General features: G+C 72.0%; 14 protein-coding genes and 1 pseudogene. 9 read left to right on the top strand and 6 right to left on the bottom strand.

The features are described 5' to 3' along the window. The first annotated feature begins 6 nt into the window (after positions 1–6). Complete coding sequence (locus tag ACN26Y_RS11855; RefSeq protein WP_155330340.1) at positions 7–1,044, top strand: ABC transporter ATP-binding protein; 1,038 nt, start codon at positions 7–9, stop codon at positions 1,042–1,044. Beyond that, positions 1,028–2,050 (top strand): ABC transporter ATP-binding protein, encoded by a 1,023-nt coding sequence (locus ACN26Y_RS11850; RefSeq protein ID WP_155330339.1) that lies wholly within the window; start codon positions 1,028–1,030, stop codon positions 2,048–2,050. The genes ACN26Y_RS11855 and ACN26Y_RS11850 overlap by 17 nt, the downstream gene beginning before the upstream one ends. Before the next feature lie 67 nt (positions 2,051–2,117). On the opposite strand, the gene purH is transcribed toward ACN26Y_RS11850, so the two are convergent. Both purH and purN read right to left on the bottom strand, forming a co-directional pair. Beyond that, positions 2,118–3,686 carry a bifunctional phosphoribosylaminoimidazolecarboxamide formyltransferase/IMP cyclohydrolase gene (purH, locus tag ACN26Y_RS11845; protein WP_155330338.1) on the bottom strand — a complete coding sequence of 523 codons (1,569 nt, stop codon included), beginning with the start codon at positions 3,684–3,686 and terminating at the stop codon, positions 2,118–2,120. Then, positions 3,683–4,303: a phosphoribosylglycinamide formyltransferase gene (gene purN / locus ACN26Y_RS11840; protein ID WP_422734713.1), complete on the bottom strand. Its 621-nt coding sequence runs from the start codon at positions 4,301–4,303 to the stop codon at positions 3,683–3,685. The genes purH and purN overlap by 4 nt, the downstream gene beginning before the upstream one ends. Positions 4,304–4,472: 169 nt before the next feature. On the opposite strand from purN, the gene ACN26Y_RS11835 reads away from it, so the two are divergent. After that, the gene (locus tag ACN26Y_RS11835) at positions 4,473–4,763 is read left to right on the top strand and encodes a CD225/dispanin family protein (RefSeq protein WP_155330336.1); all 291 of its coding nucleotides are present in this window, start codon (positions 4,473–4,475) and stop codon (positions 4,761–4,763) included. Positions 4,764–4,772: 9 nt separating this feature from the next. Beyond that, positions 4,773–5,156, top strand: a pseudogene (locus tag ACN26Y_RS11830) (DUF4190 domain-containing protein); the annotation flags it as partial. Positions 5,157–5,329: 173 nt separating this feature from the next. Here the strand turns inward: ACN26Y_RS11830 and ACN26Y_RS11825 are convergent. Continuing rightward, entirely contained in the window at positions 5,330–6,604 is a 1,275-nt protein-coding gene (locus ACN26Y_RS11825) for a DUF6350 family protein (protein ID WP_155330335.1), read from the bottom strand. A gap of 145 nt (positions 6,605–6,749) precedes the next feature. Between ACN26Y_RS11825 and ACN26Y_RS11820 the strand changes: the two genes are divergently transcribed. Then, positions 6,750–7,013: a DUF4190 domain-containing protein gene (locus ACN26Y_RS11820; protein ID WP_155330334.1), complete on the top strand. Its 264-nt coding sequence runs from the start codon at positions 6,750–6,752 to the stop codon at positions 7,011–7,013. 80 nt (positions 7,014–7,093) lie between these two features. On the opposite strand, the gene sucD is transcribed toward ACN26Y_RS11820, so the two are convergent. From sucD to ACN26Y_RS11805, 3 genes are all read right to left on the bottom strand, one after another. After that, positions 7,094–7,981, bottom strand: a complete 888-nt coding sequence (sucD, locus tag ACN26Y_RS11815) for a succinate--CoA ligase subunit alpha (RefSeq protein ID WP_155330333.1) — start codon at positions 7,979–7,981, stop codon at positions 7,094–7,096. Positions 7,982–7,984: 3 nt separating this feature from the next. Beyond that, positions 7,985–9,163 (bottom strand): ADP-forming succinate--CoA ligase subunit beta, encoded by a 1,179-nt coding sequence (gene sucC, locus ACN26Y_RS11810; RefSeq protein ID WP_422734712.1) that lies wholly within the window; start codon positions 9,161–9,163, stop codon positions 7,985–7,987. A gap of 441 nt (positions 9,164–9,604) precedes the next feature. Beyond that, complete coding sequence (locus tag ACN26Y_RS11805) at positions 9,605–10,009, bottom strand: cobalamin B12-binding domain-containing protein (RefSeq protein WP_155330331.1); 405 nt, start codon at positions 10,007–10,009, stop codon at positions 9,605–9,607. Positions 10,010–10,431: 422 nt separating this feature from the next. Here ACN26Y_RS11805 and ACN26Y_RS11800 point away from each other — a divergent pair, with 422 nt between their 5' ends. From ACN26Y_RS11800 to ACN26Y_RS11785, 4 genes are all read left to right on the top strand, one after another. Then, on the top strand, positions 10,432–11,142 hold the full coding sequence (locus ACN26Y_RS11800; protein WP_155330330.1) for a M23 family metallopeptidase: 711 nt from the start codon (positions 10,432–10,434) through the stop codon (positions 11,140–11,142). 274 nt (positions 11,143–11,416) lie between these two features. Beyond that, a complete protein-coding gene (locus tag ACN26Y_RS11795; RefSeq protein ID WP_230688961.1) occupies positions 11,417–12,178 on the top strand; it encodes a M23 family metallopeptidase in 762 nt (253 codons plus the stop codon). 246 nt (positions 12,179–12,424) lie between these two features. Beyond that, positions 12,425–13,081 (top strand): response regulator transcription factor, encoded by a 657-nt coding sequence (locus ACN26Y_RS11790; RefSeq protein WP_155330329.1) that lies wholly within the window; start codon positions 12,425–12,427, stop codon positions 13,079–13,081. After that, positions 13,081–14,223 (top strand): sensor histidine kinase, encoded by a 1,143-nt coding sequence (locus tag ACN26Y_RS11785; RefSeq protein WP_155330328.1) that lies wholly within the window; start codon positions 13,081–13,083, stop codon positions 14,221–14,223. Before ACN26Y_RS11790 ends, ACN26Y_RS11785 begins: the two co-directional genes overlap by 1 nt. Positions 14,224–14,337: the final 114 nt, after the last annotated feature.

The following is a 14,337-nucleotide window of genomic DNA, read 5'->3' as shown; positions in this document are numbered from 1 at the left end:
GCTCTCATGACCCAGTCCGCTGTCCACCCCACCCCGGCCTCCCCCACCCCGGAGGGCGGTCACCTGCTCGAGGTGCGGGACCTGCACGTCGAGTTCCGCACCACCGAGGGCGTGGCGAAGGTGATCAACGGCGTCTCGTACCACCTGGACGCCGGTGAGACCCTCGCCGTCCTGGGCGAGTCCGGCTCCGGCAAGTCCGTCACCGCCCAGGCGATCATGGGGATCCTCGACACCCCGCCCGCGGTGATCCGCTCCGGCCAGATCCTCTACCGGGGCCGGGACCTCCTCACCCAGTCCGAGGAGCAGCGCCGGCAGGTACGGGGCAAGGAGATCGCGATGATCTTCCAGGACGCCCTGTCCGCGCTGAACCCGACCTTCCCGGTGGGTTGGCAGATCGGCGAGACGCTGCGCCAGCGCGCTGGCATGTCCCGCGCGGACGCCCGCCGCCGCGCGATCGAGCTGATGGACCTGGTGAAGATCCCGGCCGCCGCCAACCGGCTCGGCGACTACCCGCACCAGTTCTCCGGCGGCATGCGGCAACGCGTCATGATCTCCATGGCGCTGGCGATGAACCCCAAGGTCCTCATCGCCGACGAGCCGACCACGGCGCTGGACGTGACGGTGCAGGCCCAGATCATGGACCTGCTCGCCGACCTGCGCCGCGACCTCGACATGGCGATGATCCTCATCACCCACGACCTCGGCGTGGTCGCCGGCGTCGCGGACCGGATCGCCGTCATGTACGCGGGCCGCATCGTCGAGCACGCCGACGTGCGGTCGCTGTACCGGGCGCCCGCCCACCCGTACACCAAGGGGCTGCTGGAGTCGATTCCGCGGATGGACGTCCGCGGCCAGCAGCTGTCGACGATCCGGGGTCTGCCGCCGAACCTGATGCGGATCCCGTCCGGCTGCCCGTTCCACCCCCGGTGCCCGTACGTCCAGCAGGTCTGCGTGGACGTCGTGCCGCACGACCTGGTCCTCGGCGACGGCCGGACCAGCGCGTGCCACTTCGCGCAGGAGGTCCGTGATGACAGCGCCCGCTAGCCCGACCAAGGTCCGGGGCGAGACGATCCTCGCCGTCGAGAACCTGGTCAAGCACTTCCCGATCACCCGGGGCGTCGTGTTCCAGAAGCAGGTCGGCGCGGTCAAGGCGGTCGACGGGGTCAGCTTCGAGCTGCGCCGCGGCGAAACGCTCGGCATCGTCGGCGAGTCCGGCTGCGGCAAGTCCACCCTGGCCCGCCTGCTGATGCGCCTGGAGACGCCGACCTCCGGCAAGGCGACCCTGGAGGGCCGGGACCTGTTCAAGGCCTCGGGCGCCGAGCTGCGCCGCCTGCGCCGCAACATGCAGATGGTGCTCCAGGACCCGTACACGTCGCTGAACCCGCGGATGACCGTCGGCGACATCATCGGCGAGCCGTTCGAGATCCACCCGGAGGCGGCCCCGAAGGGCAGCCGGCAGCGACGGGTGCAGGAGCTGCTGGACGTGGTCGGCCTGAACCCCGAGCACATCAACCGGTACCCGCACCAGTTCTCCGGCGGCCAGCGGCAGCGCATCGGCATCGCCCGCGCGCTCGCGCTGCGGCCCGAGGTCATCGTCTGCGACGAGCCGGTGTCCGCCCTGGACGTGTCGATCCAGGCCCAGGTGATCAACCTGCTGGAGCAACTCCAGGACGAGCTCGGGCTCTCGTACATCTTCATCGCCCACGACCTGTCGGTGGTGCGGCACATCTCGGACCGGGTCGCGGTGATGTACCTGGGCCGGATCGTGGAGATCGGCACCGAGGACGAGATCTACGAGCGCGCCACCCACCCGTACACCCAGGCGCTGCTGTCGGCGGTGCCGGTGCCGGATCCGGAGCAGCGCGACAACCGGAACATGATCCGGCTGGTCGGCGACGTGCCGAGCCCGGCGAACCCGCCGAGCGGCTGCCACTTCCGCACCCGCTGCTGGAAGGCCCAGGAGGTCTGCGCCGCCGAGGACCCCGCCGCGGTGCCCCGCGCCGCCGACCCGCACCCGTCGGCCTGCCACTTCGCCGAGCTCCGTACGTAAGGAAGGGCCCCTTCTTAACGCCTCGCGTTGTGGAAGGGGCCCTTCTTAACAGGACACGTCGGGGCCGTCAGTGGAAGAAGTGGCGGGTGCCGGTCAGGTACATGGTCACGCCGGCCTCCTTGCAGGCCGCGATGGTCTCCTCGTCCCGGATCGAGCCGCCGGGCTGGACGATCGCCCGCACGCCCGCGTCGATGAGGATCTTCGGGCCGTCGGCGAACGGGAAGAACGCGTCGGAGGCGCACACCGCCCCGCGCGCCCGCTCGGCGCCGGCCCGGTCCACCGCCAGGCGGGCCGAGTCGACCCGGTTGACCTGGCCCATGCCGACGCCGACGGTCGCGCCGTCCTTGGCGAGCAGGATCGCGTTGCTCTTCACCGCCCGCACCGCCCGCCAGGCGAAGGCGAGGTCGCGCAGGGTCGCCTCGTCGGCCGCCTCGCCGGTGGCCAGGCGCCAGGTCGCCGGGTCGTCGCCCTCGGCGTCGATCCGGTCCCGCATCTGCACCAGCACACCGCCGGTGACCTGCCGCCACTCGGCCGGCAGCGGGGCGTACGCGGGTGCCCGCAGCAGCCGGATGTTCTTCTTCCCCTGAAGGATCTCGACGGCACCAGGCTCGAACTCCGGCGCGACGACCACCTCGGTGAAGATCTCCGCGACCTGCCGGGCCAGCTCGGCGCTGACCGGGCGGTTCACCGCGATCACGCCGCCGAACGCCGAGACCGGGTCGCAGGCGTGCGCCTTCCGGTGCGCCTCGGCCACGTCCGCGCCGACCGCGATGCCGCACGGGTTCGCGTGCTTGATGATCGCCACCGCCGGCTGGTCGGCGAAGTCGTTCGCGGCCCGCCACGCCGCGTCCGCGTCGAGGTAGTTGTTGTAGGACATCTCCTTGCCGTGCAGCTGCTCGGCCTGGGCGAGCCCCGCCGGGCCGGACGGGTCGGCGTAGAGGGCGGCCGCCTGGTGCGGGTTCTCGCCGTAGCGCAGCACGGCCTGCCGGCTCAGTGCCAGGCCGGCGAACTCCGGCCAGGCGGCATCCTCGACGAGTTCCTTCGCGCACCACTCGGCGACGGCCACGTCGTAGTCGGCGATCACCGCGAAGGCGCGGGCCGCGAGCGCCTTGCGCTGCGCCAGTGTGAACCCGTCGGCCCGCACGGCCGCCAGGAGCACCGGGTACGCGGCTGGGTCGGTCACCACCGCGACCGAGGCGTGGTTCTTGGCGGCGGCCCGGACCATCGCGGGCCCGCCGATGTCGATCTGCTCGACGCACTCGTCCTGGCTGGCCCCGGAGGCGACGGTGGCCTGGAACGGGTAGAGGTTGGAGACCAGCAGGTCGATCCCGGCGATGCCGTGCTCGGTGAGCTGCGCCGCGTGCGACTCCTTGCGCAGGTCGGCGAGGAGGCCACCGTGGATCTTCGGGTGCAGCGTCTTGACCCGGCCGTCGAGGATCTCCGGGAAACCGGTCACGGACTCCACCGCGGTCACCGGCACGCCCGCACCGGCGATGGCCGAGGCCGTGCTCCCCGTCGAGACGATCTCCACGCCGGCGTCGTGCAGCGCCCGGGCCAGCTCGACCAGGCCGGTCTTGTCGTAGACGCTGACCAGCGCCCGCCGGATCGGGCGGCGCTCGTCCTGACTGGAACTCACGGAACCGTGACCTTTCTTCCGGTGATCGTCCAACCTTCGCGGACCAGGCGGCCCACCTGCTCGACGAGCTGGCGCCGCTCGGCTTCCTTGATGCGCTCGGTAAGCGTCTCCACGTCGTCGTCGTCGAGCACCGGCACGGCGACCTGCGCGACGATCGGGCCGGTGTCCATCCCGGCGTCGACGAAGAAGAGGGTGGCCCCGGTGATCTTGACGCCGTAGGCGAGCGCGTCGCGAGGCCCGTGGATGCCGGGGAACGCCGGCAGCAGCGTGTTGTGCGTGTTGAGGTAGCGGTCGCCGAAGGCGGCGAGGAAATGCGGGCCGACCAGCTTCAGGAAACCGGCGGAGATGACCAGGTCCGGCTTGTGCTCGGCCACGTGCGCGGTGAGGGCGGCGTCCCAGTCCTCGCGGCTCGGGTGGGCCTTGACCCGCTCGACGAACGTCGGCACCCCCGCCGCGGCGGCGCGGTCCAGCCCCGCGATGCCGTCCCGGTCGGCGCCGACCGCGACCACCCGGGCTCCGTACGCCGGGTCGGCGCCGGCGTCGAGCAGTGCCTGGAGGTTGCTGCCGGAGCCGGAGACGAGGACGACGATGCGGGCGACGGACGCGGGCTCGGTCACCGGACAACCCTATCGGGACGGCGACGCCGTCCAGCCGGTGGGCGGCGGGCCGGTCACCGACGCCCTGACTGGCACGAACCGGGTACGCTGCCGGTCGCTCTGGCCGGCGCGTGCCCGGCCGTCACCATCCGACGCCCCGGCGTCGACCCCCGTTGAGGAGTGACCAGAGATGCAGCCCGGATACCCGCCCCAGCAGCCGGCCCCGGTCGACAACAACATGACGATGTCGATCGTCTCGATCTTCCTGTTCTGGCCGCTGGCCATCCCCGCCATCATCAACGCCAGCAAGGTCAACCCGCTGCTCCAGCAGGGTGACTACGCGGGCGCCCAGGCCGCCGCGGCGGAGTCGAAGAAGTGGTCCAAGTGGGCGCTCATCGTCGGCATCGTCATCTGGGGCGTCACCATCCTGTGCTGCCTGGCCTCCTTCGCGCTGAGCGGCAGCACCGCCAACAGCCTCTGACCGGACGGGACGTCCCACATGCGGCCCGGCCCCGATCCGTACGGTCCACCACCGACGGATCCCACCGCACCGCCGCCGCACGACCCGTACGGCGGGACGCCGGTGTACCCGAACGCGGGCTACCCCTTTCCGCGGGGACAGCAGAACACGCTCGGGCTGATCTCCATGATCCTCGGCATCGCGTCGGTCCCGCTGGTCTGCTGTCACCTCGGCCTGCCGCTGGGCGTGGCCGCGCTGGTGACCGGCTGGCTCGGGAAGCAGAAGGGCGACCAGGGGCTGGCGGGCAACCCGGGCCAGGCGGTCGCCGGCATGGTCTGCGGCGCGCTCGGCGCGGTGCTGGGCCTGGCCTGGGGCGCCCTCACAGTCGTCGGGTTCGGCCTGTCCGGGCCGTGATCGGCGTACCCGTGACAGCTCCGGCGGGGGCACCCGGACGATCCGGGCGCCCCCGCCGCCGTCCCGGGACCGCTCGCGCCGGCGGGTGACACTCGCGGTCCTGCCGGCGGAGCGTCGTGGCCGGACCGCACGGCCGGACCGGAGCGGGCGGCGGCCCAGGGCGGCCGGCGGGCTCAGGGGCGGGAGAGGACCCGGGTGGCGGCGGCACCGAGCAGCACGCCGACCCCGGTCACCGCGGTCGCGACGGCCGCCACGTGCCACGGCACCGGGCCGATGTCGGCGAGTCGGCCGCCGCCCAGCGGCCCGGCGGAGGCCGCCGCGGCGAGGCCGGCCAGCAGGCCCGCGACGGGCCCGGCCAGCACCGCCCGCCGGAGCAGGGGCGCCCAGGGCAGCGGCGCCTTCTCGTCTGCGGCGAGCCGGAACACCCGGCGGGCCAGCAACCAGCCCGCCACCATGCCGGCCAGCACCGGTATCGCGAGCAGCGCGGTGGCGGGCCCGTCGACCGGCCCCCCGGGAAGCCCGGCCACGAGCGGCACGGCCGGCAGCGCGCCCACTGACACCTCGCTCGTCCGGACGGCCGTGTCGGTGCCGACGGCGAAACCGGGACCGAGCAGGTAACTGGCCGACCAGACGGCGGCGTTCGGGGCGTACGCCAGGCTGACCAGCGTGATGCCCGCCTGGCCGGCCACTCCGGTCCGGTACGCCCCGATCAGGTCGGCCGCGTCACCACCCCCGGTCGCCACCGAGAGGCCCGCCGCACCGGCCCCGGCCGCGAGCAGCAGCAGCCCGGCGACCAGGCCGGCCCGAACTCCGTCGCGCAGCGGCAGCGGCGCCCGCTCGGCGAGCAGGTGGGCGACGCCGGTCGTGCGGGCGGCGCCGACCAGGGCGGCGAGCGTGCCGACGACGGCCAGCGTCAGCCCCGCCCGCACCGGCGACACCCCCGGCCCGCCGGCCGCCACCAGCAGCGCGGCGAGCACGCCGAGCACGGCGTACGCGACACCGACCGCGCCGGCGGCGACGAGCGCCCGCCGTGGGGAGCGGCTGCCGCGCGCGCCGATCGCGCGGCTGGTGTGCACTCCGGCGCGGGTGAGCCGCCAGACGGCGAGCAAGGTCAGGGCGAGCGGGGCGAGACCGAGCGGCCCGGCGTCGGTCGTCAACGGGACACCGTGCCCGAGGAGCCAGCCGGCCAGCCCGGCACGGACCGCACCCGGCACGGTCGCGGCCCCCTCGCTGAGCTGGACGAGCCAGAGCACCACCGCGACCGGCAGCCAGGAGGTGAACGCTGCCCCGGCGGCGGCGACCCCGGCGGCGACGGCGAGGGGCGGCCGGCGGCGGGGCGGCTCGCCGGCGCGCGGTGCGGGGATCCGCCGGGCCGCCCCGGGGCGCCCGGGTGGCCGCGGGCCCACCTCCGTGGGTCGGCTGGGCTGATCGGGGGTGACGAACGACATCGGGTCTACTCTGGCACGCCGCACCGCTGATGGCAGTCCGATACCGCGCCCGGACGGCGGCGAGTTCCGTGATCCACCGTCCCCCACCTCCGATCGGGTCTAGCCTCGGCCACAGGACGTGATCGCGAGGCGGAGGAGGCAAGCCGTGAACGCTCCCTACCCACCGCCCCCACCCCCACCGGCGGGTGGCCGGGACCGGACCACCCTCTGGGGCGTGCTCGGCATCATCACCGGCCTGCTCTGTTGCGGCATCCTGGGGATCGTCTTCGGCTACCTGTCGATCCGCGACGCCCGCCGCTTCGGTCAGTCGCCGGTGCTGGGCTGGCTGGCCATAGCCTTCGGCGTGATCAACATCATCGGGAGCGGCATCCTCTGGGCCGGCGGCAACTATCCGCTCTACAACGACTGAGCCCCGGACCGCCGGGATCCGGAAACGAGCGGAGGGGCCGACCGTGACCGGTCGGCCCCTCCGCGACAGCCGCTGCGGGCTCAGCCCGCCGACATGATCTCCCGCATCAGCTTCGCGGTCTCGGTCGGGGTCTTGCCGACCTTGACGCCGACCGCCTCGAGCGCGGCCTTCTTGGCGTCGGCCGTGCCGGCCGAGCCGGAGATGATGGCGCCCGCGTGCCCCATGGTCTTGCCGGGCGGCGCGGTGAAGCCGGCGATGTAGCCGACCACCGGCTTGGTCACGTTCGCCTTGATGAACTCCGCGGCCCGTTCCTCGGCGTCGCCACCGATCTCACCGATCATGACGATCGCGTCGGTGTCCGGGTCGGCCTCGAACGCGGCCAGCGCGTCGATGTGGGTGGTGCCGATGATCGGGTCACCGCCGATGCCGACGCAGGTGGAGAAGCCGATGTCGCGCAGCTCGTACATCATCTGGTAGGTCAGCGTGCCGCTCTTGCTGACCAGGCCGATCCGGCCGGTGCCGGTGATGTCGGCCGGGATGATGCCGGCGTTGGAGGCGCCCGGCGAGGCGATGCCGGGGCAGTTCGGGCCGATGATCCGGGTCCGCTCGCCCTGCGCCACGTTGTACGCCCAGAAGGCGGCGGTGTCGTGCACCGGCACGCCCTCGGTGATCACCACGGCCAGCGGGATGCCGGCGTCGATCGCCTCGATCACCGCGCCCTTGGTGAACTGCGGCGGCACGAAGATGACCGTCACGTCGGCGCCGGTCTCCTTCATGGCGTCCGCGACGTTCGCGAAGACCGGCAGCTCGGTGCCGTCGAAGTCCACGGTGGTGCCCGCCTTGCGCGGGTTCACGCCGCCGACGACGTTGGTGCCCGCGGCGAGCATCCGCCGGGTGTGCTTGGAACCCTCGGAACCGGTCATCCCCTGAACGATGACCTTCGAGTCCTTGGTCAGCCAGATCGCCATGTGTCAGACCCCCGCAGCGGCCAGCTCGGCGGCCCGCTCGGCCGCGCCGTCCATCGTGTCGACCCGCTGCACGAGCGGGTTGTTCGCGCCGTCGAGGATCGCCCGACCGGCCTCGGCGTTGTTGCCGTCGAGGCGGACGACCAGCGGCTTGGTGACCTTCTCGCCACGCTGCTCGAGCAGGGCCAGCGCCTGCACGATTCCGTTGGCGACCTCGTCGCAGGCGGTGATGCCGCCGAAGACGTTGACGAAGACGCTCCTGACCGACGGGTCGGACAGCACGATCTCCAGGCCGTTGGCCATCACGGCCGCGCTCGCGCCGCCGCCGATGTCGAGGAAGTTGGCCGGCTTGACGCCGCCGTGCCGCTCACCGGCGTACGCGACCACGTCGAGGGTCGACATGACCAGACCCGCGCCGTTGCCGATGATGCCGACCTCGCCGTCGAGCTTGACGTAGTTGAGGTCCTTCTCCTTGGCGGCCTGCTCCAGCGGGTCCACCGCGGCCTGGTCGACCAGCGCCTCGTGGTCCGGGTGCCGGAAGGCGGCGTTCTCGTCCAGGGTCACCTTGGCGTCGAGCAGCAGCAGCTTGCCCTCGCCGGTCTTCGCCAGCGGGTTCACCTCGACCAGCGTGGCGTCCTCGGCGACGAAGGCCTTCCACAGGCCCACGGCGACCTCGACGACCTGGTCGGCGACCTCGGCCGGGAAGCCGGCGGCGACGACGATCTCGCGCGCCTTCGCCTCGTCGACGCCGGTGTTCGCGTCGATCGGGGCCTTGACGACCTTCTCCGGGGTCTCGGCGGCGACCTGCTCGATGTCCATGCCGCCGGCCACGCTGGCGATGCAGAGGAAGGTACGGTTCGCCCGGTCCAGCAGGTAGGAGAAGTAGTACTCCTCGGCCACGTCCGCGGTCACGGTGATCATGACCTTGTGGACGGTGTGCCCCTTGATGTCCATGCCGAGGATGTCGGTGGCCCGGGCCACCGTCTCCTCCGCGCCCTCGGCCAGCTTCACACCGCCGGCCTTGCCCCGGCCGCCGACCTTCACCTGCGCCTTGACGACCACCCGACCGCCGAGGCGTTCGGCGATCGCGCGGGCCTCCTCCGGGGTCGTGGCGACGCCGCCGGCGAGCACGGGCAACCCGTGCCGCTCGAACAGGTCCCGCCCCTGGTACTCGTACAGGTCCACGATTGCGCGTCCCGTCCCGTCTCCGCGGCGCGCCGTCGCGCCGCCACCAGCGATATGGAAAACAGTTTGACGCCTGTCATCAGTTGAAACAGGCCATTGGGCGCAGCCTAGCGAGGTCGGCACCGCCGGCAACCGAGCGGGTGCGCGGTGTGCGGTAATGCACAACCGCCCCGCCGCCGCCCGCCCGTCATGCCGTCGTCAGCCTTCCGGGCGATGTTGCCCGGGGTGCGTAACCCCTCCGGCAGGGCGTCGTTGAGTCAGGTGTCGGAGCGCTGGTTCGGCGCGACGACGGGAGACGGCCGATGCCCTGTCGGTCGAGGGGTGGCGGCGGGGCATCGTGCATAGAGGGGCCGGACGTGTGAGGGGTGCGTCCGGCCCCTCCCCCTGTTCCGGTACGGGCGCCGGGTCGACCGCACGGCCGGCCGCGCGGCCGGGTGGGCGTCAGCCGACCGGCTGCGCCACGTTCTGCCGGACCCACTCCACGATCGACTGGGTGGTCGCCCCCGGCGTGAAGATCTTGGCGACCCCGAGCTTCTCCAGCTCCGGGATGTCGGCGTCCGGGATGATGCCGCCGCCGAACACGACGATGTCCCGCGCGTCCCGCTCGCCGAGCAGCTCCAGCACCTTGCGGAAGAGCGTCATGTGCGCCCCGGAGAGAACGGAGAGCCCGACGGCGTCGGCGTCCTCCTGGATCGCCGTCTCGACGATCTGCTCGGGGGTCTGGTGCAGACCGGTGTAGATGACCTCCATGCCGGCGTCCCGGAGGGCACGCGCGACGACCTTGGCGCCACGGTCGTGGCCGTCCAGGCCCGGCTTGGCGACGACGACCCGAACACGAGAGCTCATCTGCGCATCCCCTTCACCGGCTCCGCGGCTCTACCTGAACGAACGGTAACCCGGCCGGGCCGAGCCGGGAAATCCGGGCCGCGTCACATCAGGCGGACGGCGGACACCGGTACGTGGCCGGGCAGTGACAGTTACGGTCTCGGTCGTCAAGCGGGACGACTCCGCCGTTTGGTCACGCTGCGCGACGAACGGTCGGTATCGGGGGCACGTTCACCGGGCTGTGAGGTGCCACAATCATGGACGCAACCGGACAGATCGCTACACCAATTCGGCGATGCGGCTTGTGACGGACGTGGCAGTTGGCTAACGTGTCCACGGTTGTCATCAGGTCCATGGACGGGTGGCGACGCGGTCAGCGGACGTTCAGCCGAGCTTCACGAACGCCCCGGGCCGCTTCGGTACCCCGACAACGGAGGGTGTGCGTGCGCCAGCGCCTGTCGTCTGAGCCCGATCGATATCGCGGTCGCCGCCGCGTACCCACCCCGCCGCGGAGCCGTTACGCCGCCGTCGTCACCACCGCTTTCGTCGGTGCCGGCGGGGTCGCGCTCCTCGCGGGCGCCCTGCCGGACGCCAAGAGCGTCAACCCGTCGGTCCTCGACGAGTTGAAGGCCGCGTCCACGCTGAGCCAGGACGCCGCCGACCGCGCCGACGCCGCGGACCGCGCGACGCGTGGCAACACCCGCGGCGGCGCCGAGGCCGAGCCCGAGGTCTGGCTGCTCCCCCTCCAGGGTTACGACTTCAACTCGCCCTACGGAGTGCGCTGGGGCAAGTTGCACACCGGCGTCGACCTGGTCGCCCCCGAGGGCACCCCCTATGTCGCCATCCACGACGGCACCGTCACCAAGGCCGGCTGGTTCGGCGGGTACGGCTACACGGTGATCGTCCGCCACGCCGACGGCAGCGAGGCCATCTACGGCCACTCCTCCGCGGTGACGGTCAAGGAGGGCCAGCAGGTCAAGGCGGGAGACCAGCTCGGCCTGGTCGGCAACACCGGCCACTCCTACGGCTCCCACCTGCACCTGGAGATCCATGTCAAGGGCGAGCCGCTCGACCCGGTGCCATGGCTCAAGGAACGCGGAGTGGACATCAAGCTCCAGGTGGAGGCAATCTACAACGAGGTTGCCGCCTCCTGACGCTGCGTGATGCCCGACAACCGCCCGGATCGTTCGATCCGGGCGGTTCCGTATTGCCACCCGAGGCGGGAAAGTGTCCTGGGTCACATCACGGGATGTGGCCAAGCACACGGCCATCCATGATCGACTTTCGCGGCATTCCCGGACAGCAGGGGACATAGGGCCCTCGACCACATCGGACCCGCCGCCGCCGCCCCGGTCCCCTTATCCGGCCTGATCCGGACCGACACCAGTATTTCGAGGTCACATGCCCCTCGATCAGTGAAGGTCCGTAGTGCAGGACGACAGCTCCAACCCGACCGAGAACATCGCCCCCGTCCGGCACCGCAGGCGGGCCAGCACGCGTACCCGCGTGCTGATGGCCACGGCGGTCGCGGTGGCCGGACTCGGACTCGGGGGCGTCGCGGTCGCCGCAACAGGTAACGACGACGCCACCGTGCCGGCCGCCGCCGCGATCGACGCACAGGCCCGCGCCGACGCCGCCGCCCGGGCCGACCGCTCCGCCCGCGAGTCGGCCAGCCCCACCCCGGCGAGCCCGACGCCCGGCCCGTCCACTGCCAGCCCCACACCGAAGGCCACCGCCAAGCCGACGGTGACGGCCAAGCCGACGCCGAAGAAGACCACCCGGCCGAAGCCGACGTGGGTCATCCCCATGAAGGGCGCGGAGATCACCTCCTGCTACGGCCCCCGCTGGGGAGTCCTCCACGCCGGAATCGACTTCGCCATGCCCGCCGGCACGCCGGTCCGCGCCGCGTACCGCGGCACCGTGGAGAAGGCCGGCGACGCCGGCGACGGCTACGGCATCTCCGTCGTGGTCGACCACGGCAACGGCTACCTCACCCACTACGCCCACCTGAGCACCGCGAAGGTGAGCGTCGGTGACCCGGTCGCCGCCGGGGAGACCATCGGCCTGGAGGGCTCCACCGGCGACTCCACCGGCCCGCACCTGCACTTCGAGGTGCACCAGGGCCAGCTGTGGAACCAGATCGACCCGGCGCCGTTCCTGCGCGCCCGGGGCATCGACGTGGCCTGCTGACGGCTCGTAGCTCAATAGATCTGGCGGTTTCTCAACGGGCATGAGTGGGCCGCGCGGCAGGCGGGCAAGGCCGGCATCGGCTTCACCGCGCTGTCCAAAGGGTTCGCCGCCACCGATGACCCGACCGGCCCGCAGGCGGTCTGCGACCGGCTCGGCCCGGTCACGACAATTCACTCACACCCTGCTCACAACGCCCATGCATACTTGGCGGTCGGTCGGTCGGCGGTTCGGTCGAGAGGTGGCGGGGTGCGGGTCCTGGTCGTGGAGGATGAGGTGCTGATGGCTGAGGCCGTCGCCGAGGGGCTGCGGCAGGAGGCCATCGCCGTCGACGTCGCCTACGACGGGGCGACGGCACTGGAGAAGCTCGCCGTCAACGCGTACGACGTGGTGGTCCTCGACCGCGACCTGCCCCGGGTGCACGGCGACGAGGTGTGCCGCCAGGTCGTGGCGCAGGGCCTGGACGTGCGGGTGCTGATGCTCACCGTGTCGGTGACGGTGGCCGAGCGGGTCGCCGGGCTCAGCCTCGGTGCCGACGACTACCTGTCGAAGCCGTTCGCGTTCGCCGAGCTGGTGGCCCGGGTGCGGGCGCTCGGCCGGCGCGCCCGACCGGCGACGCCGCCGGTGCTGGAACGGGCCGGCATCCGGCTCGACCCGCACCACCGCGAGACCTACCGTGACGGCCGCTACGTCAGCCTGTCCCGTCGTGAGTTCGCGGTGCTGGAGGAGCTACTGCGGGCCGGAGGCGCGGTGGTGTCGGCCGAGACGCTGCTGGAAAAGGTCTGGGACGAGCACATGGACCCGTTCACCACCATCGTCCGGGTCACCATCAGCGGGCTGCGCCGCAAGCTGGGCGAGCCGCAGCCGATCGAGACGGTCACCGCCGTCGGCTACCGGATCCGCTGATGCGCGAGTGGCGCGGCAGCCTGCGGGTCCGGCTGACCGTCGTGTTCAGCCTGCTGTTCGCCCTGGCGGGCGGGGCGGTGCTGGCGGGCATGCTGATCCTGGTCGACAACAGCATGGAGTTCAGCCTGAACGTCGCGTACAACGAAAAGTACGGGCTGCTCCCGCCGGAGCAACAGGCGGTCGCGAGTGAGCACATCGAGCGCAGTTTCGTCTCCAAGCAGGCGATCATGGATTCGATGCAGGCGAACCTGCTGTTCAAGGGCGGGATGACGCTGCTGGCGGTGTGGGTGCTGGTCACCGCGGCGGGCTGGTTCGTCGCCGGGCGGCTGCTGCGCCCGCTCAGCATGATCACCAAGACCGCGCACCGGATCGCGGGGCGCACCCTGCACAAGCGCATCGACCTGGACGCCCCGCCGGGCGAGGTGAAGAGCCTGGCCGATTCGTTCGACAGCATGCTGGACCGCCTCGACGGGGCATTCGCCGGGCAGGGCCGGTTCATCGCCAACGCCGCACACGAGCTGAAGACCCCAATCGCGCTCAACCGCACCCTGGTCGAGGTTGCGATGGGCCGCCCGGACAGCCCGGCCGAGGTCAGGCAGCTGGGCGACACCCTGCTCGCGGTCAACCTGCGCCACGAACGGCTGATCGATTCGCTGCTCACCCTGGCCAGGGCGGAGGAGGCAGTCACCGACCGGCGGTCGGTCGACCTGGCGCAACTGGCGGGGTATGCGCTCGAGGTCACCGCGAAGGCGGCCGCGGAGCAGCGGGTGCAGGTCCAGGCGCAACTCGCGGCGGCGCCGGTGGTCGGCGACCCGATCCTGCTGGAGCAGTTGATCCGCAACCTGGTCGACAACGCGGTCCGCTACAACCACCCGCACGGCTTCGTGTGGGTGCAGACCCTGGCCGAGGTCCGGCAGGCCGAGATCATCGTGACCAACACGGGCGCACTGATCTCGCCGCACGAGGTGCCGGTGCTGTTCGAGCCGTTCCGCCGGCTCACCGATCGGGTGGGTTCGGCCCGGGGCAGCGGTCTGGGCCTGTCCATCGTGCGGGCGGTCGCCCAGGCTCACGGCGGCGACGCGCTGGCCACCCCCCGTCCCGACGGCGGCCTGTCCGTGCGCGTGATCCTGCCCCGCCCGTGACGCCCTGCGGGCATGCCCACGACTGCACCTGAAGAATCAGTAAATACATCGACTTTAGATGATGTTAGCGGGATGTGAGGAACTCTGCTCACCGCCCCATAACACCACCTCTGG

This window comes from Micromonospora sp. WMMD558 (assembly GCF_049315255.1).
In the GTDB taxonomy this organism is placed as follows: Bacteria; Actinomycetota; Actinomycetes; order Mycobacteriales; family Micromonosporaceae; genus Micromonospora.
Note: the sequence above shows the minus strand (reverse complement) of the source record. Positions and strands in the feature narration are given on the sequence as shown.